Origin of the sequence: Methylocystis sp. SC2, from assembly GCF_000304315.1 — a bacterium.
Taxonomy (GTDB): domain Bacteria; phylum Pseudomonadota; class Alphaproteobacteria; order Rhizobiales; family Beijerinckiaceae; genus Methylocystis.
Window position 1 is genome coordinate 935,880 of the sequence record NC_018485.1, and the last position, 17,786, is coordinate 953,665.

The following is a 17,786-nucleotide window of genomic DNA, read 5'->3' on the forward strand; positions in this document are numbered from 1 at the left end:
GATATATTTGGAGACCAGCCTGCGCTTCGGAAGGTGGCCTTCAGGTTAACTTTCCGCAGATGATGGGGGCCTACGCGCCGCCGGCGGAGAAAACCAGCGCGCCATCGTCGCCGAGCGCTCGATAAAAGCAGGATTTTCTCCCCGTGTGGCACGCCTTGCCGTCGCCGCCCACTTCGACTTCGAGCAGCAAGGCGTCCTGATCGCAGTCGACGCGCAACGAGACGACCTTCTGCGTCTGGCCGGAAGTGTCGCCCTTGCGCCACAGCGCATTACGCGAGCGCGACCAATAATGCGCGACCCCGGTGTCGATGGTTTTTTCAAGCGCGAGCGGGTTCATATAGGCGACCATCAGCACGTCGCGCGTCGCCGCCTCCGTGGTGACGCAGACGATGAGGCCGTTCGCGTCGAATTTCGGCGCGAAAACGCTCCCCTCCTCCACCTCTCTGGACGCCTGCGACATCACTGCGCCCCGCGCAGCAGCGTATAGAAACGCGCCTGCTCGGCCGGATCGTCGCGGAAAACGCCAGAAAACTGCATGGTGACCGTGGACGATCCCTGCTTCATCACGCCGCGCATCGACATGCACATATGTTCCGCCTCGACCATCACGGCGACCCCGCGCGGCGCGAGCGCTTCGTCGATCGCCGCCGCGATCTGCGCCGTCATCGCCTCCTGAGTCTGCAGCCGCCGGGCAAAAATCTCGACAAGCCGGGCAAGCTTCGACAGACCGACCACCCCGCCCGCCGGATAATAGGCGATGTGCGTCTTTCCAACGAAGGGCACGACATGGTGCTCGCAATGCGAGGTGAAGGGAATGTCGCGAACGAGCACGAGATCATCGTAGCCTTCGACCTCCTCGAAGACTTTCGACAGAACCTCGTCGGCGCTCTCCCGATAGCCGCTGAAAAACTCTTCATAGGCTTTGACGACGCGACGCGGGGTGTCGCGCAGCCCCTCGCGGTCCGGATCGTCGCCCGCCCAGCGCAACAGCGTGCGCACGGCGGCTTCGGCTTCATCGCGGGAGGGGCGTTCGACGGTTCTCACCGTCTCGAGCGAAGAAAAGGGACAGGTCTTAACCACGTCATCCATGTGGCGCCTCCATATGCTTCAGCGCGCGCCTCTGAAAGGCGCAACGGCAGCGAATGCCTCGCGCCAGCGAGGCGGTCCCTCAAATCGTCGCCCTCTCCAGATGGTTCGAGATCACGCGAGAATTCGAGACGAACGAAAGCCGTTGACGGCCTCGGCGCGCCCCCGCTTTCGCGAAGGCGCGCAAAATTATATATAGAGATTTACCGAGGCGATGGTAAGCCTTGGCTTGAACGCACCGGCGGCGATGCTCGACAACATTTACAATCAACGCATTCTGGAGCTTGCCGGAAATATTCCGCGCCTCGGCCGGCTGCCGCGCCCGGATGCGACCGCCTCGGCCTATTCCAAGCTCTGCGGCTCGACGATCACCGTCGATCTGAGGCTGGAAGAAGGGAAAGTGGCCGACTATGCGCATGAGCTGAAGGCCTGCGCGCTGGGCCAGGCGTCGGCCTCGATCATGGCGCGCAACGTGGTCGGCTCCACCCCGCAGGAGCTGCGCGAGGCGCGCGAGGCGCTGCGCCGAATGCTCAAGGAGAACGGCCCGCCGCCGACCGGCAAATGGGCGGATCTTGCGGTGCTGGAGCCGGTGCGCGACTACAAGGCCCGGCACGGTTCGACCATGCTGGCGTTTGACGCCGTGGCGGACGCGGTGACGAAGGCGGAGGCTTGATCGCACGTCGCGCGGCAGGCCATGGCGCCGCCCGCCGACTGTCCGCAGGATGGCGAAACGTGCGAGCGGCCGGAGACGCTGCCGCCCTGAAGCCGTCCGAAACGTCACCAGAGCCTCGCCCCAGCGCCGCTTTCCGCCTACGCTCGCCGCATGACCCCTGCTCCGATTCGCATCCTCGGCATTGATCCCGGCCTGCGCAACACCGGCTGGGGCGTCATCGAGGCGCAGGGCTCGCGGCTCTCTTTCATCGCCTGCGGGCGCGTGCGCTCGGACGCCAGCCTCAACATGGGCGCGCGGCTTTCGCAGCTGCATTTGGGGCTGATGGGCGTCATCGCCGACCATGCGCCGCAAGAAGCGGCGATCGAAGAGACCTTCGTCAATCGCGATCCGCAGTCGGCCCTAAAACTCGGACAGGCGCGCGGCGTGGCGCTCACCGCCCCTGCCCTCGCCGGCCTCGTCATCGCCGAATACGCCGCCAATCTCGTCAAGAAGACCGTGGTCGGCGCCGGCCACGCCGACAAGACGCAAGTGCAGATGATGGTGCGGGTGCTGTTGCCATTGAGCGGCGCGACGAGCGCCGACGCCGCCGACGCTTTGGCGGTCGCGATTTGCCACGCCCAGCATCGCGGCGCGAGACTGCGGATTTCGGCATGATCGGCAAGCTCAAAGGCCTCATCGACAGCTATGGCGAGGATTTCGTCATCCTCGACGTCAATGGCGTCGGCTATGTCGTGCATTGTTCGACGCGCACGCTGCAGAAGCTGCCGCGCGTCGGCGAGGCCTCGGCGCTCGCGATCGAGACGCAGGTGCGCGAAGATTCGATCCGCCTCTTCGGCTTTACGAGCGAGGCGGAGCGCGACTGGTTCCGGCTGCTGCAGAGCGTACAGGGCGTCGGCGCCAAAGTGGCGCTGGCGATCCTGTCGATCCTTTCCGCGAACGATCTCGCCTCCGCGATCGCCATGCAGGACAGAGCGAGCGTCTCCCGCGCGCCGGGCGTCGGCCCGAAGCTCGCCGCGCGCATCGTCGCGGAGCTGAAGGACAAGGCGCCCGTCTTTGGCGCCGTCGATCCCGCCGTCGTTCGGCTCTCCGGCGAGGAAAGCGACGCCGCGCCGTCCGCGGCGCGCGACGCGATTTCGGCGCTCGTCAATCTCGGCTACGGGCGCCCGCAGGCGGCGGCCGCCGTGGCGGAGAGCCTCAAGCAGCTCGGCGAAGCCGCCGAGGCCGGCGCGCTGATCCGCCAAGGCCTGCGCGAACTCGCGCGCTGAGCGGCGGGCGCTATGCCGCGATCACGTCTTGGTAGATTTCGGCAAGCGGGACGCTGACTCCGATCGCCGGCAGATCGAGCGCAGCATCGAGGCCGTCGAGGATGCGCACCCCCCATTCATCCTTGAGCCGATCGAACGCCTCGACATGCGCCCTGTCGCGGTCAACCAGGACGTAATGCTTGAGACTTGGGAGCTTTTGATAAATGGCCCATTTTTCGAAGCGATCGCGCGCCTTGCTGCCATCCGACATGACTTCGACGAGCACTGTGGGGTCGTCAGCCGAAGTTGCGCCCGGCTCCATGGGGCCGCAACGGACCATCACGTCGGGCAAGGTCGCGGACTCGATCGATTTTTTCTTCATGTAGAAGGTTTCGAGAAAGACAAGGCACCCCGCGCCTTTCTCATAGAGCCGCCGGCGCAATCCGAACGCCAGATTCTGCGCAATGATATGATGCTCCCACCTTGCCCCAACCATCATCCGCACGACGCGGCCGCCGATCAGCTCCCATTTCTCATTGGCGGGCTTGTCGGGGAGAAGTTCCTCGAAATCATCGAGGGACATATACTCATATTGCGAGGACGGGCGATTCACGGCGCGGCTCCGTTTGCCGCATCTTAGCATAGCGCCTGCGCCAGCGCATGGGAGCCGCCCGTTTGACCACCCCCGCGCGCCTTTTAAGCCCCGAACAACGCGACGACGACGCCGACTCGTCGCTGCGGCCGCTGTCGCTTGCCGATTTCACCGGCCAGGAGGCGGCGCGCGCCAATCTCAAGGTCTTCATCGAGGCCGCCAAGACGCGCGGCGACGCGCTCGATCATGTGCTGCTCGTTGGCCCGCCGGGGCTCGGCAAGACCACGCTGGCGCAGATCGTCGCGCGCGAGCTTGGCGTCAACTTTCGCTCCACCTCCGGCCCCGTCATCGCCAAGGCCGGCGACCTTGCGGCGCTGCTCACCAACCTCGAGCCGCGCGACGTGCTGTTCATCGACGAAATTCACCGGCTCAATCCGGCGGTGGAGGAAATCCTCTATCCGGCCATGGAGGATTTCCAGCTTGACCTGATCATCGGCGAGGGCCCGGCGGCGCGCTCGGTGAAAATCGACCTTGCGAAATTCACCCTCGTCGGCGCGACGACGCGCGCCGGACTTCTGACGACGCCGCTGCGCGACCGCTTCGGCATTCCTGTCCGGCTGAATTTCTACACGCCGGAAGAATTGGAGCTGATCGTCAAGCGCGGCGCGCGCGTGCTGGGGATCGGCGTCGACGGCTCGGGCGCAAAGGAAATCGCCCGCCGCTCGCGCGGCACGCCCCGCATCGCCGGCCGCCTTCTGCGCCGTGTGCGCGACTTCGCCGTGGTGGACGGCGCGGGATCAATCACCCGCAAACTCGCCGATCACGCTCTGTCGCTCCTCGAGGTCGATTCCATCGGCCTTGACGTAATGGATCGTCGCTATCTCACTCTGGTGGCCGTCAATTTCGGCGGCGGCCCGGTCGGCATCGAGACGATCGCGGCGGCATTGTCGGAGCCGCGCGACGCGATCGAGGACATTATCGAGCCGTTTCTTTTGCAGCAGGGTTTTTTGCAGCGCACGCCGCGCGGACGGCTCTTAACGCCGCACGCCTTCCGTCACCTTGGCCTCGCCGAGCCGGCGCGCCCTGCCGCGCAGTTCGGATTATTTGGCGAAGGCGAAGACTGATCGGGCTCACGCGGTGAGCACGAAATAAATCATTGCGCCAAACAAGAGAACGGCGGCGATCTCGCCGGCATGCTCCAGCGCCTTCAGCGCGCGGCTTAGAAACTTCGAGTTCATGATGCACACTCCATAGAAGCGTACATGGTGTCTCAAGCTACGCTTTCCAGCTCCCTTGGAGGAGCCACCTCGATCGAACCAAATCGCCAATGTCCGGCTTAACCTGCGAGCGGACCGCCGGCCTTTATCCAGGCGTCGAGGCCGCCCTGGATATGGCGCGCCGAAGTTAGTCCCGCATCCTGCGCGGCCTCGACGGCCATCGCCGAACGCTCGCCGAAGGCGCAATAGAAAACGATGCGCTTGCCGGTGGCGGCCGCCAATTCATGCAGAAGGCCGCCGCCGCGAATATTCTCTTCGAGTTCGTCATAGGGCATGTGCAGCGAGCCGGGAATGACGCCGTGGATTTCGCGCTCGCGCGCCTCGCGCAGATCGACGAGAGCTGTTGACGGCTGACCAAGAACGTCGAGCGCCTCTTGCGGCGTCAACGACCAGCCACGCCGCGCGATGTCCTCCTGATGCAAGCCGATGTGTCTGTTGGCCGGCACCGCGACGTCCATCATTTTCGGATTGGGCAAATGCAGGCTGTCCATCAGCGCGACATATTCGTCGATGGATTTGACCTGCAAACGCGGATTGAACGCCCGCTCCTCGCCAATCGTGCTGACCGTATCGCCCTTATAGTCATGCGCAGGATAGACAAGCGTCGAGTCGGGAAGCTTCAACAGCTTGCCGAATAGCGACTCATATTGCGCCCGCGCGTCGCCGTTTTGAAAATCGGTGCGGCCCGTGCCGCGGATCAACAGCGTGTCGCCGGTGAACACCCGGTCGGCCATCATGAAGCTGTATGAATCGTCCGTGTGGCCAGGCGTGTAGAGAACATCGAGCTCGACGCCCGGAATGCGGATGCGCTCGCCTTCGCGAACGCGCATCGACACCACGTCGGCGTTGCTGCGCTCGCCCATCACCGTGATGCAGTGCGTGCGGTCGCGGAGCGCGCCGAGGCCGGTGATATGATCGGCGTGAGTATGCGTGTCGACGGCCTTGACCAGCCGAAGATCGAGTTCGCGCATCAGCTGCAGATAGCGGTCAACCTTGTCGAGCACCGGATCGATGATCAGCGCCTCCCCGCCGCGATTGCCGGCGAGGAGGTAGCTGTAGGTGCTGGAGACGCTATCGAACAATTGCCGGAAGATCATCGCGCGCGTCGCCCGCCCCGCATCATTTCGGCTGCGGAACAATGCGAAGATAGGGCCGCGGCGCGTTCCAGCCGTCCGGATAGATCTTCTTGGCTTCCTCGTCGGAGACCGAACCCGCGATGATGACGTCATCGCCCGGCCGCCAGTTGACGGGCGTCGCCACCTTATGTGCGGAGGTCAATTGCAGCGAGTCGATGATGCGGAGCACTTCATCGAAGTTGCGGCCGGTCGTCATCGGATAGACCATGATGAGTTTGATCTTCTTGTCGGGCCCGATGACGAAGATGTTGCGCACCGTCTGATTGTCGGCCGGCGTCCTGACGCTGGCGTCGCCGCCCGCGCTCGCGGGCAACATTCCATAGAGCTTGGAGATGCGCAGGTCCGGGTCGCCGATCATCGGATAATTCGGTTTCGCGCCCTGAGTTTCCTCGATGTCGACCGCCCATTTGGCGTGATTGTCGACCGGATCGACGCTCAACCCGATGATCTTGACGTTGCGTCGCTTAAATTCCGGCTCGAGTTTGGCCATATAGCCAAGTTCGGTCGTGCAGACCGGCGTGAAATCCTTGGGATGCGAAAACAGAATGCACCAGGAATCGCCGATCCAATCATGAAATTTGATATGTCCTTGCGTCGTATCGGCTTCGAAATCCGGCGCGGTGTCGCCAATCTGGAAAGACATGTGGAAGCTCCTCGGTTATGGTTGCGACGCGCCTTGGAGCGCGAGCGACGCTCTTCGCGGCCTGAGAGCGTATGCCTATAAATGCGATTATTTCGCTCGGTATCAAGAACAGCCGCGTTCAAGCCAATCCCGCCTCTTTGATGAAACTCCAACCTAGCCGCCGGCCAAAGGCAGAATGACGACGATCGCGCCATGTCCATCCCTCTCGATTCGAGTCTATTACGAGGACACGGATTTTTCCGGACTCGTCTATCACGCTTCCTATCTGCGCTTCATGGAGCGGGCGCGCACGGAAATGTTGCGCGGGCTCGGGCTTGATCAGCGCGCGCTGCTGGCGGGCGCCGCAGGCGCGCCGATTTTTTTCGTCGTCCGGTCGATGGACGTCGATTTCCAAAAGCCCGCGACCATGGACGACCTGCTGACAGTCGAAACCGAGGCCCTCGAGCTCGGCGGCGCCTCGTTCACGCTTGAGCAGCGGGTTCTGCGGCAGGCGGAACTGCTTGTCCGCGCCAAAGTCCGGATCGTGTGCGTCGAAGCCGGCCGCGCGCGCCGCCTGCCTCCCGAGGTGCGCGTGAAATTCGAACGTCTTTGGCCAAATTCAGCGTAGAACGCCGTCGCCATCTGGACGCCGCCTTTTGGGGCCTAAAATGGCGTTGAGATGGGAATCAACGAACCCGCTGCGCGCCTGCGGCCCCGGACCGAGCCTTCGGACCCGGCGGAGACCGGCGTTCTGATCGTCGACCTCGCCGCCCTCGCCGACAATTGGCGCACAATGGCGCGGCTGTCCGGCGGCGCGGAATGCGGCGCGGTGGTGAAGGCCGATGCTTATGGCTTGGGGCTCGCGCCCGCGATGCGCGCGCTGCTCTCAGCCGGCTGCCGAACCTTTTTCGTGGCCAATGTCGTCGAGGGCGAAGCGGCCCGGGCGGTCGCCCACGACGCGACCATCTATGTGCTGGACGGGCTCGTGCCCGGCGCGGCGCCGCGCCTCGTCGCCGCCGATCTTATACCATCGCTGGGTTCGCTCGGCGAAATCGACGAATGGGCGGCGACCGGGCGCAAGCCCAAAGCCGCGATCCATTTCGACACCGGGATGAATCGCTTCGGCATTCCGATCAGCGAGGCGGCGCAGGCGGCCGAGCGGGCGCGCCATCTCGCGCCTACCCTGGTGATGAGCCATTTCGTCAGCTCGCAACTGCGCGACGCCCCCTGCAACGCCCGGCAGATCGAGCAGTTTCTGGACGCCCGGGCGCGCTTCGCCGGCGTTCCGGCGTCGATGGCGAATTCCTCGGCCGTCTTCCTGCCGCAGCGCCCGCATTTCGATCTGGTTCGCCCCGGTTACGCGCTGTTCGGCGGCAACCCCACGCCCTACGCCGAATGCCCGGTGCGGCCGGTGGCGCGGCTTAAGGCGCGCATTCTCTCAACGCGCGAGATCGAGCCCGGCGCCTGCGTCGGCTATGACGCGCTATGGTCGGCGCCAAAGCGCACGCGCATCGCCACGATCGGCGTCGGCTATGCGGACGGCGTGCCGGTCGGGGCTACCTCTTGCAAGGAAAAGCCCACGGGTGAAGCGCTGGTCGGCGGAGTCCGCTGCCCGTTCATCGGCCGCGTGTCGATGGACTATGTCGTGCTGGACGTGTCCGAGGCGCCGCGCGAGGCGGCGCAGCGCGGCGAATGGGTCGAGCTGCTGGGCGACGGCATTTGCCTCGAGGAAGCGGCGTCGCGCGCCGGCACCATCGGCTATGAGATTCTCACGCGGCTCGGCGCGCGATTCTCGCGACGCTATCTCGGGGCTTAGAGCGCTTCCAGATCACATGGAATCATGTGATCGATAAGGAATCGCTATAAATCAAAACGTTGGAGCAGGTTCTCATCGAAAAAGTCTGTCAACTTTTTCAAAGCCTGCTCTAGCTCGGCGTCACGCCATCGCGAACCACGGCGCGAGCACCGGATATCCCTCGCCTGCGAGGAGCGACACGGTCTCGTGCAGCGGCAGGCCGACGACCGCCGTGTAGGATCCGACGATCTTCACCACGAACACGCCGGCGCGTCCCTGGATGGCGTAGCCGCCGGCCTTGCCGCGCCACTCGCCCGTCGAAAGATAGGCCTCGATCTCGGTGGAGCCGAGGCGCTTGAACCGCAGCCGCGCCTCGACCAGACGCCTGCGCTCATAACCGCGCGGCGTGATCAGGCTCACCCCCGAATAGACCCGGTGCTGGCGCCCCGAGAGCAGCTGCAGGCACTCATCGGCCTCCTCGCGCGTCTCCGCCTTGGGCAGGATGCGCCGGCCGACGGCGACGACCGTGTCGGCGGCGATGAGAAAGGATTCCTTCAGCTCGGGCTGCCTCGCCCTCAGCTTGGCGGCGGCGGCCGCCTTCTCGCTGGCGATTCTTGTGGCGTAGGCGCGCGGCGATTCTCCGCGGTGCGGCGTCTCATCGATGTCGGCGGGCAACAGGGCGTCGGCGTCGAGCCCGGCCTGCTGCAGCAGCGCCAGGCGCCGGGGCGAGGCGGAGGCGAGAACGAGCTTGGGACGGGCGATGGGAGGATTGGCTGTCAAGAATGTCGCTCCGCCAAAGAAAATTACCGGAAACGATATGTTATACGCCCTTTGGTCAAATCATAAGGGGTCATCTCGACAAGCACCTTATCGCCGGTCAATACGCGGATGCGGTTCTTGCGCATCTTGCCGGCGGTATGGGCGATGATTTCATGGTCGTTTTCGAGCTTGACGCGAAACATCGCGCTCGGCAGCAGTTCGGTGACGACGCCGGGAAATTCGAGCAGTTCTTCCTTGGCCATGTGGTTCCTTGTGAGGCGCTCTCAGCCGCGAGTTTGACCGCGGCTTAGATAGCGCGTGAAAAGCGAAAAACCCGCTGCCCCGGCCGGGGAGCGGACTTGGGCGCGGACCCTAGTCGAGAACGAAGGATTTGTGAACCAGGGAGTTGGGGGCGCCTCAACGCCCCTTCGCGGGTTTGACGGCCGCGAAGGGATCAAGAATTTTTGCCTCGAGTCCCTCAACGTCTCGAACGTTGCGCGTCACCAGCGTCAGCTCATTCGCTTTGGCCGTGGCCGCAAGCAGGGAGTCCACAACAGGGGCGGTCCGCAGAGCGCCCATTCGCCCCCACTCCCCGGCAACGTCAGAGTCGACCGGCAGAATGCGTCCGACGAAGGCGCGTTCGACATCGACCAACCAACGGTCAAGAGCGTCGGCGCTCCTCACGTCCCTTCGCCGCAGCTTTTCCGCTCCCCGGCGGATTTCGCCAAGCGTCAGCACGCTCAGATAAAGCTGCTCGTCCTTTACGGAGGCGAACCAAGAGGCGACACGCGCATCGCATCGCGCGCCTTTGCGAAACTCGGAAATCACATTGGTGTCGATCAGAAAATTCAAAAGGCGACGTCCCGGCCGAGATCGCGCGGGCGTTCGAGGTCAACGCCTTCAAGCGGCGCTGCGGCGAGCAGCGCCTTGAGCGAGCCCGGAGCTGGGGAGGGCACGACATCGCGGAGAACGGCGCGCACTTCCGCTTCGCGGAGGGGATCGGCGAGCGCGGCGGCGACGCCGCGAACAAGCGCGACATCCTCCCTGCGCGCCTGCACCTCGACGCGCACGAGGCCCTTTCGCTTCATCCGCTGCCGATAGATTTGGACGCTGGATTTTAGAGGCTTTGGCATTTGCGGACCCAACTTTCCGGAAAGGTTACCGGAAAGCTGGCGCGCGCGCAAGTATCTGGACCGGCTCCTTTATGCGTCCTCCCGCAAGCGGGAGAAGGAAGAAGCGGCGTCACTTCGGCTTGCCCTTCACCGTGCGCGTGCCCGGCCTGCCGCCCGACGAGCGCGGCGAAACGCGCGGCGGCGGCGCGGGCCGACCCAACGGCCGCGCTTCGCCGCCGCCGAAATTATGCGGCCCCATGTCGGCGTCGGTCGGCTTATGCGCGCGCGTGGCGAGCTTTTCCGCTTCGTCACGGCGTATGGCGCCGCGCCCTCCCCGGCCAAAGGAGGCGCGAAATTGCGGGCTCGCCTCGGCGAGCAATTCGGCGCGCTGCAGCCGCTGAATTTCATCGCGCATCCGCGCCGCCTCCTCGAAGGCGAGATCGGCCGCCGCCGCCTTCATGCGCTTTTCGAGATCGGCGATCGTCGCCGCGAGATTATGCCCCGGGGCGATGTCGTAGCCGGTGTCGATGGTCACATGATCCTGCTCGGCGACCGAGCCGAGAATATCGGCGATGCCGCGCTTGATCGACGCCGGCGTGATGTTGTTCTCGAGATTGTATGCTTCCTGCTTGGCGCGGCGACGGTTGGTCTCGTCCATCGCGCGCTTCATCGAGCCGGTGATCTGATCGGCATAGAGGATGACGCGGCCGTCGACATTGCGCGCGGCGCGGCCGATCGTCTGCACGAGCGAGGTTTCGGAGCGCAGAAAGCCTTCCTTGTCGGCGTCGAGGATCGCGACGAGGCCGCATTCGGGGATGTCCAAACCTTCGCGCAGCAGATTGATGCCGACGAGCACGTCGAAGGCGCCGAGCCGCAGATCGCGGATGATCTCGATGCGCTCGATCGTGTCGATGTCGGAATGCATGTAGCGCACGCGCACGCCGTTCTCGTGCAGATATTCGGTCAGGTCTTCCGCCATGCGCTTGGTGAGCACGGTGACGAGCGAGCGATAGCCGATCTGCGCCGTCGCCCGCGCTTCGTCGAGCAGATCGTCGACCTGGGCGCGGGCCGGACGCACCTCGACAATCGGATCGATCAATCCCGTCGGGCGAATCACCTGTTCGACGAAGACGCCGCCCGTCTGATTGAGCTCCCAGTTTCCCGGCGTCGCCGAGACCGAAACGGTCTGCGGCCGCATGGCGTCCCATTCCTCGAAGCGCAGCGGGCGATTGTCCATGCAGGACGGCAGGCGGAATCCATATTCCGCGAGCGTCGCCTTGCGGCGGAAGTCGCCCTTGTACATCGCGCCGATCTGCGGAATGCTGACGTGGCTCTCGTCGGCGAAGACCAACGCGTTGTCCGGCAGATATTCGAACAGCGTCGGCGGCGGCTCTCCCGGCCTGCGGCCGGTGAGATAGCGCGAATAATTCTCGACGCCGGCGCAGGAGCCGGTCGCCTCCATCATTTCGAGATCGAAGCGGGTGCGCTGCTCGAGCCGCTGCGCCTCCACCAGACGCCCCGAGCGATTGAGTTCATCCAGTCGCGCGCGAAGCTCGTCCTTGATCGCCTTGACCGACTGCAGCAGCGTCGGCCTCGGCGTCACATAATGCGAATTGGCGTAGACCTTCACGAATTCGAGATCGACGGTCTTCTTGCCGGTCAGCGGATCGAATTCGGAAATCGACTCGACCTCATCGCCGAAGAAGCTGATGCGCCAGGCGCGATCCTCATAGTGGGCCGGGAAAATGTCGACGGTGTCGCCGCGCACGCGGAAAGTTCCGCGCGTGAAGTCGGCGCCGGTGCGGCGGTAATGCAGCGCCACCAGATCGGTGACGAGCTGCCGCTGCTCCAGCTTCTCGCTGAGCGTGACCGAAAAGGTCATCGCCGTATAGGTCTCGACCGAGCCGATGCCGTAAATGCAGGAGACCGAGGCGACGATGATGACGTCGTCGCGCTCCAAGAGCGCGCGCGTCGCGGCGTGGCGCATGCGATCGATCTGCTCGTTCACCGAGGATTCTTTCTCGATATAAGTGTCCGAGCGCGGCACATAGGCCTCGGGCTGATAGTAGTCGTAGTAGGAGACGAAATATTCGACGGCGTTATTGGGAAAGAAGCTCTTGAATTCGCCATAGAGCTGCGCGGCGAGCGTCTTGTTGGGCGCGAGAATCAGCGCCGGCCGCTGCACGCGTTCGATCACGCTGGCCATGGTGAAGGTCTTGCCGGAGCCGGTGACGCCGAGCAGCACCTGATCGCGCTCCTGCGCCGCGATTCCCTTGACCAGCTCCTCGATCGCCGCCGGCTGATCGCCCTTCGGCGTATAGTCGGAGACGAGTTCGAACCGCACGCCGCCTTCGGATTTCTGCGGCCGCTCGGGCCGATGCGGCGTCCAGGGCTTTTGGTCGCGAATGTTCGGGTCGCCAAGGCGCAGCAGCTGCGCAAGGCTCTCGGCGGTGGCCTCGACGCCGCCGCCCGCATGAAAGCCCTCGCCGAGCCCGTATTTCTCGATGTCCTCCTCGTCGAGGCCGTGGATCGAAGAGGCGTCATAGGCGGCCTGCGGCGCCTCGCCGAACCCGGGCGCGAGCGCCGGATTGAGCAGCTGCGCCAAATGCGGCGCGAGCGGCGCGACCTCCGGCTTCGCCGCCTTGGCGCGCGTCGGCCGCGCCGGGTCTTTGGGCTTTTTGGGGGGAGAGGCCATGGCGGCAATATGGGGGAGACGCGCGCGGGATGGAAGCGGACCCTTCGCCGTTGTCGGCAAGATTGCCGCATGAGCTTCGCCCCCTCCCCAACCCTCCCCCGCCTCGCGAGAGGGGGGGGGAGGGTTGGGGAGGGGGCGCGTCAGACTCGCTCATTGAGGCCCACAACGCTCTTGAAGGAGGCGCCACGCTGGCATAGCATGTGTATAGAACCGGAGTTCTATACACATGCGCACCAACATCGTCATCGACGACAAGCTGATGCGGGAGGCGCTGCGCGCGACGGGCCTCAAGACCAAGAAGGAAGCCGTCGAACTCGGGCTGCGGACGCTGTTGCGCCTTCAGCGGCAAAAGCGAATCCGAAGCCTGCGCGGCAAGCTCGACTGGCGCGGCGATCTCGACGCTATGCGCACGGATGAGAAAACTGAAAAATGATCCTCGTCGATTCCAGCGTTTGGATCGACTATTTTCGTGGCGTCGCCTCGCCTGAGACCGATCGTCTGGATGAGCTGCTCGAGGAGGAATTGATTGCGATCGGCGATCTGATCTTGACCGAAGTGTTGCAAGGCTTCGATCGGGACCGCGATTTCAACCGCGCCGAAAAATTCCTGACCGCGCTGACGATCATCGAACTCGGCGGCAAGGAAATCGCCCTGCGCGCGGCAAAAAATATTCGCAAGCTGCGCGGTCTCGGCGTCACGCCGAGAAAAACCATCGACACGATCATCGCCACCTGTTGCATCGAAAAGGGTCTACCGCTGCTCTACAGCGACAGAGACTTCGACCCCTTCGTCGAACGCCTTAGTTTGCGTTCCGCGATGGCGTAGCGACGCGACGCGCACAGCCCATTGCTCGCAATGTTTAGCGGCGACGGTTGGTCTCCGCCTCGGCCGCGCTAACTGCTTTGACAGGGGGGTGCGATGCGCAGAAGTCGAAAGAAGATGAACAAGCTTTTTGCAGACACGCTCAAAATGAGTGTTGTGGCCAATCAGGTGATCGGCTTGCGGCTGCTGAAAATCGCGGCCGGCGGCGCGCATGGCAAACGTGAAAGCGATCTGATGGTCAGTGAAAAGCTCGAGGCCGCCGCCGAGGCAAGCCTCGCGGCGGCGACCAGCATGGCGACCGGACAACCGCATCGCGCCGCCGAGCGCGCCCTCGCCGTCTATACGAGGCGGGTCAACGGCAATCTAAGACGACTGTCGAAGCGCTGACGGCGACGGTTTGTCGGGGGCGAACCGCGGCGACGCCGCGGCGCGCTTGCGGCGCCAGACGGCCAGCGCGCCGACGGCGCCAACCAAGGACAGCAGCCCGAAGGCTGCGTACCATCCGGCCGTGTCGCCCACCGAAAAATCATACTGGCCGATATATTCCTTGGCCCCGTCGTCGCTCGTCGCCCTGACGAGAGCGATATAGTTCCCGTCGGTGGTGAAGTTATGCGTAAAGCTCGCGGTGCCCTTGTCCGCCAGATATTTCTTTGGCGGCAGGACGGCGACCGTATTGGCGTCGAGATCGTCGCGCCAGTCCGACTGACCGATATTGCGCAGAATACGGACCTCAAGATTCATGTCGCGAAGCTCGACCTGCCGGGCGTCCAGGATGATCATTGTGAGGCCGAGCGTCGGCACATGCCGGCAAAAGATCTCGTCGGTCTGGTTTTCTTGAAACGCGCTGAACATCATCTGCGTCGGACCGACGCTCATGACGCAGTGACGGGGATGTTCGGCCTTGATCTGCGCTTTTGCTGCGCTGATCGGCGCGCAGGCGATAAGCGCGGCGAGCAGTAGCGTTCCCTTCATCGAACCCTCCGGGCGCATCGCGCAAGACGCTCGGCCAGACGCCGGTCGACTTGTCGCCAAAGAGCCACGCCTAGCCGCCGCGCGCGCGCATGCTCAAAGAACAAGCGTGCCGGCAAGCCGATGGTCGACAAAGAAAGGATTTCGCCAAAGAGCGGCGAAAATTCGCCAAGAGGGCGACCGCCTACTCCGCTTCCTCCAACTCCTCTCGCTCCGCCTCCAGCAATTTGGCGCGCGCCTCCGCCGCCTCGCGCTGGCGGTTCCACATGCCGGCGTAATGGCCGCCAAGCGCCAGCAATTCCTTATGCGTCCCACGCTCGATGATGCGGCCGTGATCGAGAAACAGGATTTCGTCAGCGTCGACGATGGTCGACAGGCGATGCGCGATGACGAGCGTCGTGCGGCCGCGCGCGACGCGTCTCAGCGCCTCCTGAATCTCATGTTCGGTGAAACTGTCGAGCGCCGACGTCGCTTCGTCGAGGATGAGGATCGGCGGACCTTTGAGAATCGTGCGGGCGATCGCCACGCGCTGCTTCTCGCCGCCCGAAAGCTTCAGCCCGCGCTCGCCGACCTGCGCCTCATAAGCTTCCGGCACGCTTTCGATGAAGCGGTCGATCTGCGCCAGCCGGGCCGCGTCGCGCACCTCCGCGTCGCTCGCGTCCCATCGTCCATAGCGAATGTTGTAGCCGATCGAATCGTTGAACAGCACGGTGTCCTGCGGCACCATGCCGATCGCCGCGCGCAGGCTTTCCTGCGTCACATCGAGAATATTCTGGCCGTCGATCATGATGCGTCCGCCTTGCGGCTCGTAGAAGCGATACATCAGCCGGGAGATCGTCGATTTTCCCGCGCCGGACGGCCCGACGATGGCGACGGTTTGTCCGGGCTCGGCGTCAAAGCTCACGCCCTTGAGGATCGGCCGGTTCGGCTCGTAGTGGAACGAGACATTGTCGAAAACGATCCGTCCTTCGCTGACCACGAGCGGCTGCGCGCCCGGCCTGTCCAAGATCTCGGGGCTCTGCGCCAAGATCGAGAACATGGTTTCGATGTCGATGATCGCCTGCCGCACCTCGCGATAGAAGGTGCCCATGAAATTCAACGGCTGCGCCAGCTGCCCCATCATCAGATTGATCAGCACGAAATCGCCCACCGTATTGCGGCCGGCCTTAATGCCGTAGACGCACATCACCATCATGGTGGTGAGCCCGATGATGAAGATGACGGTCTGGCCGGCGTTGAGCACCGCGAGCGAGACATAGGATTGCGTGCTCGCCTGCTCGTAGCGGATCATCGATTTGTCGTAGCGCTCAGCCTCACGCCTTTCCGCGCCGAAATATTTTACCGTTTCATAGTTGAGCAGACTGTCGATCGCCTTCTGATTGGCGTCGGTGTCGCTGTCGTTCATCCTGCGCCGAATGGCGATCCGCCAATTCGTCGCGAGGGTCGTATAGAGGAAATATCCGGCGAGAGTCGCGACCAGGACGAGGCCGTAAGGCCAGCCGAACTGAAAGAGAAAAATCCCGAGGACCAGCGCCATCTCCAGCACTGTCGGGGCGCCTGTCGACATGATGAGGCGCGACAGCGTCTCAATGCCGTTGCGCCCGCGCTCGAGCACGCGCGTCAATCCGCCGGTCTTTCTGCCGATATGAAAGCGCAGCGACAGCTCATGCATGTGAACGAAGAGGTCGGTCGCCAACCGACGCACGGCGTGCATGGCCACCGCCGCGAAGATGCCGTCGCGCAGCTGCATCAGCACGACGGTGACGATGCGCATGGCGCCCATCAGCAGCGTGAAATAGATCGCCGCGGCCCCGACTTTCTCCCACGCGCCGGCGCCGCCCTCGGCGAGGGCGTCCGTCGCCCATTTGAAGGCGTAAGGCGTCGCGGCGTTGAACAGCTTGCTGACGACGAGCAGCGCGAAGACCGCGGCGACCCGGAGTTCCAGATCGCGGCGGCCACGCGGCCAGATATAGGGCCACAAACGCCGTATCGTCTTGATGAGAGACGATTCCGACAATTGCTGCTCGGGAACGGGCGGAGGCGCGGCGTCATCCGGATCGAGCGCGTGGGGATCGCTCGATTCGCCTTGATCGGGTCTAATCATATGTCTCCGAATGAATGGGGCCGTCGTCGCGGCGTTTTGCGTCATATATGACGTTTAGAAGGAATGCGCACCCCGCCAGCGCCGCGGAGATAGCGCTGAGAGATTAGAACATGCGAGAAATAAAGAATGTTTGCGTCTATTGCGGCTCCTCGATCGGCGCCGATCCGCGTTACACGGCGGCCGCGCGCGCGTTGGGCGTCGCCCTGGCGCGCGCCGGCGTCGGCCTCGTTTATGGCGGCGGGGCCATCGGCCTGATGGGCGTTCTGGCGAAGGCCACGGTCGCCGCCGGGGGCGTCGTCACGGGAATCATTCCCGAATTCCTGGACCGTCGGGAGATTCCCTTTACGGGCGCGACGGAGCTCGTCGTCGTCGACGACATGCACACGCGCAAGCGCATGATGTTTGAACGATCAGACGCCTTCATCGCGCTGCCTGGAGGCATCGGCACTTTGGAGGAGCTGACCGAGCAGCTGACCTGGATCCAGCTCGGCCGTCACACCAAGCCTCTGGTCATCGCCGACATCGGCGGCTTCTGGCGGCCGTTGCTGTCGCTTTTCGCTCACATGCGAAACGAGGAATTCTTCGGCGAAGTCGATCACGTGCGCTATCTCGTCGCCGAACGCGTCGAAGACATTCTGCCGATGATTTTTGCGGCGGTCCGCCACTCGCCTGACATCAGCGAGACAACGGTGACTGAACGGCTTTAATACGAATCCGAGAGGATCCGTTCGCTTGGACCGTTGTCATTCCCGGCAGGCCGAAGGCCTGACCGGGAATCCAGAGCCAATCCAGGAACGCTGGCTTTGGCCCTGGATTCCCGATCGCGCGCGTTGCGCGCGTCGGGAATGACCCGCGCGAAAGATTCAGAAACGGGGCCTGTAGATGGACTCTTGCAGGTTC

Annotated in this window: 22 protein-coding genes; 10 read left to right on the top strand and 12 right to left on the bottom strand. The window is 63.9% G+C overall.

All coding sequences use genetic code 11. From position 1 onward, the window contains the following. Positions 1–70: 70 nt before the first annotated feature. A complete protein-coding gene (hisI, locus tag BN69_RS04380) occupies positions 71–460 on the bottom strand; it encodes a phosphoribosyl-AMP cyclohydrolase (protein ID WP_014890348.1) in 390 nt (129 codons plus the stop codon). Continuing rightward, positions 460–1,089 carry a GTP cyclohydrolase I FolE gene (gene folE / locus BN69_RS04385; protein ID WP_014890349.1) on the bottom strand — a complete coding sequence of 210 codons (630 nt, stop codon included), beginning with the start codon at positions 1,087–1,089 and terminating at the stop codon, positions 460–462. The genes hisI and folE overlap by 1 nt, the downstream gene beginning before the upstream one ends. 244 nt (positions 1,090–1,333) lie before the next feature. Here folE and BN69_RS04390 point away from each other — a divergent pair, with 244 nt between their 5' ends. From BN69_RS04390 to ruvA, 3 genes are all read left to right on the top strand, one after another. Beyond that, positions 1,334–1,759: an iron-sulfur cluster assembly scaffold protein gene (locus BN69_RS04390; protein WP_041926795.1), complete on the top strand. Its 426-nt coding sequence runs from the start codon at positions 1,334–1,336 to the stop codon at positions 1,757–1,759. Positions 1,760–1,909: 150 nt separating this feature from the next. Next, positions 1,910–2,413, top strand: coding sequence for a crossover junction endodeoxyribonuclease RuvC (ruvC, locus tag BN69_RS04395; RefSeq protein ID WP_014890351.1), 504 nt, complete (start codon positions 1,910–1,912; stop codon positions 2,411–2,413). Next, a complete protein-coding gene (gene ruvA, locus BN69_RS04400) occupies positions 2,410–3,024 on the top strand; it encodes a Holliday junction branch migration protein RuvA (RefSeq protein WP_014890352.1) in 615 nt (204 codons plus the stop codon). The genes ruvC and ruvA overlap by 4 nt, the downstream gene beginning before the upstream one ends. A 10-nt stretch (positions 3,025–3,034) precedes the next feature. Here ruvA and BN69_RS04405 read toward each other — a convergent pair whose 3' ends face one another. Further along, on the bottom strand, positions 3,035–3,616 hold the full coding sequence (locus BN69_RS04405; RefSeq protein ID WP_014890353.1) for a Uma2 family endonuclease: 582 nt from the start codon (positions 3,614–3,616) through the stop codon (positions 3,035–3,037). A 47-nt stretch (positions 3,617–3,663) separates the two neighbouring features. Between BN69_RS04405 and ruvB the strand changes: the two genes are divergently transcribed. Next, positions 3,664–4,719 carry a Holliday junction branch migration DNA helicase RuvB gene (ruvB, locus tag BN69_RS04410; RefSeq protein WP_014890354.1) on the top strand — a complete coding sequence of 352 codons (1,056 nt, stop codon included), beginning with the start codon at positions 3,664–3,666 and terminating at the stop codon, positions 4,717–4,719. 212 nt (positions 4,720–4,931) lie between these two features. On the opposite strand, the gene BN69_RS04415 is transcribed toward ruvB, so the two are convergent. Together BN69_RS04415 and BN69_RS04420 are read right to left on the bottom strand one after the other, a co-directional pair. Continuing rightward, positions 4,932–5,969 (bottom strand): MBL fold metallo-hydrolase, encoded by a 1,038-nt coding sequence (locus BN69_RS04415; RefSeq protein ID WP_014890355.1) that lies wholly within the window; start codon positions 5,967–5,969, stop codon positions 4,932–4,934. Between the two features lie 22 nt (positions 5,970–5,991). After that, a complete protein-coding gene (locus BN69_RS04420) occupies positions 5,992–6,651 on the bottom strand; it encodes a peroxiredoxin (protein WP_014890356.1) in 660 nt (219 codons plus the stop codon). Positions 6,652–6,826: 175 nt separating this feature from the next. On the opposite strand from BN69_RS04420, the gene ybgC reads away from it, so the two are divergent. After that, positions 6,827–7,258, top strand: coding sequence for a tol-pal system-associated acyl-CoA thioesterase (gene ybgC, locus BN69_RS04425; RefSeq protein WP_014890357.1), 432 nt, complete (start codon positions 6,827–6,829; stop codon positions 7,256–7,258). 51 nt (positions 7,259–7,309) lie between these two features. Then, positions 7,310–8,446, top strand: coding sequence for an alanine racemase (alr, locus tag BN69_RS04430; RefSeq protein WP_014890358.1), 1,137 nt, complete (start codon positions 7,310–7,312; stop codon positions 8,444–8,446). A 120-nt stretch (positions 8,447–8,566) separates the two neighbouring features. Here the strand turns inward: alr and BN69_RS04435 are convergent, their stop codons facing one another. From BN69_RS04435 to uvrB, 5 genes are all read right to left on the bottom strand, one after another. After that, the gene (locus tag BN69_RS04435) at positions 8,567–9,205 is read right to left on the bottom strand and encodes a Maf-like protein (RefSeq protein ID WP_014890359.1); all 639 of its coding nucleotides are present in this window, start codon (positions 9,203–9,205) and stop codon (positions 8,567–8,569) included. A gap of 23 nt (positions 9,206–9,228) precedes the next feature. Beyond that, a complete protein-coding gene (gene infA, locus BN69_RS04440; RefSeq protein ID WP_014890360.1) occupies positions 9,229–9,447 on the bottom strand; it encodes a translation initiation factor IF-1 in 219 nt (72 codons plus the stop codon). A gap of 154 nt (positions 9,448–9,601) precedes the next feature. After that, complete coding sequence (locus BN69_RS04445; protein ID WP_041926796.1) at positions 9,602–10,036, bottom strand: type II toxin-antitoxin system VapC family toxin; 435 nt, start codon at positions 10,034–10,036, stop codon at positions 9,602–9,604. Then, positions 10,033–10,317, bottom strand: a complete 285-nt coding sequence (locus BN69_RS04450; RefSeq protein WP_014890362.1) for a hypothetical protein — start codon at positions 10,315–10,317, stop codon at positions 10,033–10,035. The genes BN69_RS04445 and BN69_RS04450 overlap by 4 nt, the downstream gene beginning before the upstream one ends. 109 nt (positions 10,318–10,426) lie before the next feature. Continuing rightward, positions 10,427–12,991, bottom strand: a complete 2,565-nt coding sequence (uvrB, locus tag BN69_RS04455; RefSeq protein ID WP_014890363.1) for an excinuclease ABC subunit UvrB — start codon at positions 12,989–12,991, stop codon at positions 10,427–10,429. A gap of 226 nt (positions 12,992–13,217) precedes the next feature. Here uvrB and BN69_RS04460 point away from each other — a divergent pair, with 226 nt between their 5' ends. From BN69_RS04460 to BN69_RS04470, 3 genes are all read left to right on the top strand, one after another. Further along, complete coding sequence (locus tag BN69_RS04460; RefSeq protein WP_014890364.1) at positions 13,218–13,424, top strand: type II toxin-antitoxin system VapB family antitoxin; 207 nt, start codon at positions 13,218–13,220, stop codon at positions 13,422–13,424. After that, the gene (vapC, locus tag BN69_RS04465; protein ID WP_014890365.1) at positions 13,421–13,816 is read left to right on the top strand and encodes a type II toxin-antitoxin system VapC family toxin; all 396 of its coding nucleotides are present in this window, start codon (positions 13,421–13,423) and stop codon (positions 13,814–13,816) included. The genes BN69_RS04460 and vapC overlap by 4 nt, the downstream gene beginning before the upstream one ends. 114 nt (positions 13,817–13,930) lie before the next feature. Then, complete coding sequence (locus BN69_RS04470) at positions 13,931–14,200, top strand: hypothetical protein (RefSeq protein ID WP_041926797.1); 270 nt, start codon at positions 13,931–13,933, stop codon at positions 14,198–14,200. Here BN69_RS04470 and BN69_RS04475 read toward each other — a convergent pair. Continuing rightward, on the bottom strand, positions 14,177–14,785 hold the full coding sequence (locus BN69_RS04475; protein ID WP_014890366.1) for a hypothetical protein: 609 nt from the start codon (positions 14,783–14,785) through the stop codon (positions 14,177–14,179). The genes BN69_RS04470 and BN69_RS04475 overlap by 24 nt on opposite strands. Before the next feature lie 181 nt (positions 14,786–14,966). Continuing rightward, positions 14,967–16,886: an ABCB family ABC transporter ATP-binding protein/permease gene (locus tag BN69_RS04480; RefSeq protein WP_041927151.1), complete on the bottom strand. Its 1,920-nt coding sequence runs from the start codon at positions 16,884–16,886 to the stop codon at positions 14,967–14,969. Positions 16,887–16,996: 110 nt separating this feature from the next. Here BN69_RS04480 and BN69_RS04485 point away from each other — a divergent pair, with 110 nt between their 5' ends. Next, positions 16,997–17,593, top strand: a complete 597-nt coding sequence (locus tag BN69_RS04485; RefSeq protein ID WP_014890368.1) for an LOG family protein — start codon at positions 16,997–16,999, stop codon at positions 17,591–17,593. Positions 17,594–17,786 lie beyond the last annotated feature (193 nt).

What these genes read in the sequence shown, in the direction of transcription:
- ruvB (WP_014890354.1), top strand. Translation starts at nt 3,664, where the DNA reads ATGGGAGCCGCCCGTTTGACCACCCCCGCGCGCCTTTTAAGCCCCGAA.
- ybgC (WP_014890357.1), top strand. Translation starts at nt 6,827, where the DNA reads ATGACGACGATCGCGCCATGTCCATCCCTCTCGATTCGAGTCTATTAC.
- BN69_RS04470 (WP_041926797.1), top strand. Translation starts at nt 13,931, where the DNA reads ATGAACAAGCTTTTTGCAGACACGCTCAAAATGAGTGTTGTGGCCAAT.
- BN69_RS04415 (WP_014890355.1), bottom strand. Translation starts at nt 5,969, where the DNA reads ATGATCTTCCGGCAATTGTTCGATAGCGTCTCCAGCACCTACAGCTAC.
- alr (WP_014890358.1), top strand. Translation starts at nt 7,310, where the DNA reads ATGGGAATCAACGAACCCGCTGCGCGCCTGCGGCCCCGGACCGAGCCT.
- BN69_RS04420 (WP_014890356.1), bottom strand. Translation starts at nt 6,651, where the DNA reads ATGTCTTTCCAGATTGGCGACACCGCGCCGGATTTCGAAGCCGATACG.
- BN69_RS04485 (WP_014890368.1), top strand. Translation starts at nt 16,997, where the DNA reads ATGCGAGAAATAAAGAATGTTTGCGTCTATTGCGGCTCCTCGATCGGC.
- BN69_RS04390 (WP_041926795.1), top strand. Translation starts at nt 1,334, where the DNA reads ATGCTCGACAACATTTACAATCAACGCATTCTGGAGCTTGCCGGAAAT.
- ruvC (WP_014890351.1), top strand. Translation starts at nt 1,910, where the DNA reads ATGACCCCTGCTCCGATTCGCATCCTCGGCATTGATCCCGGCCTGCGC.
- ruvA (WP_014890352.1), top strand. Translation starts at nt 2,410, where the DNA reads ATGATCGGCAAGCTCAAAGGCCTCATCGACAGCTATGGCGAGGATTTC.
- BN69_RS04475 (WP_014890366.1), bottom strand. Translation starts at nt 14,785, where the DNA reads ATGAAGGGAACGCTACTGCTCGCCGCGCTTATCGCCTGCGCGCCGATC.
- vapC (WP_014890365.1), top strand. Translation starts at nt 13,421, where the DNA reads ATGATCCTCGTCGATTCCAGCGTTTGGATCGACTATTTTCGTGGCGTC.
- uvrB (WP_014890363.1), bottom strand. Translation starts at nt 12,991, where the DNA reads ATGGCCTCTCCCCCCAAAAAGCCCAAAGACCCGGCGCGGCCGACGCGC.
- infA (WP_014890360.1), bottom strand. Translation starts at nt 9,447, where the DNA reads ATGGCCAAGGAAGAACTGCTCGAATTTCCCGGCGTCGTCACCGAACTG.
- hisI (WP_014890348.1), bottom strand. Translation starts at nt 460, where the DNA reads ATGTCGCAGGCGTCCAGAGAGGTGGAGGAGGGGAGCGTTTTCGCGCCG.
- folE (WP_014890349.1), bottom strand. Translation starts at nt 1,089, where the DNA reads ATGGATGACGTGGTTAAGACCTGTCCCTTTTCTTCGCTCGAGACGGTG.
- BN69_RS04480 (WP_041927151.1), bottom strand. Translation starts at nt 16,886, where the DNA reads ATGATTAGACCCGATCAAGGCGAATCGAGCGATCCCCACGCGCTCGAT.
- BN69_RS04460 (WP_014890364.1), top strand. Translation starts at nt 13,218, where the DNA reads ATGCGCACCAACATCGTCATCGACGACAAGCTGATGCGGGAGGCGCTG.
- BN69_RS04450 (WP_014890362.1), bottom strand. Translation starts at nt 10,317, where the DNA reads ATGCCAAAGCCTCTAAAATCCAGCGTCCAAATCTATCGGCAGCGGATG.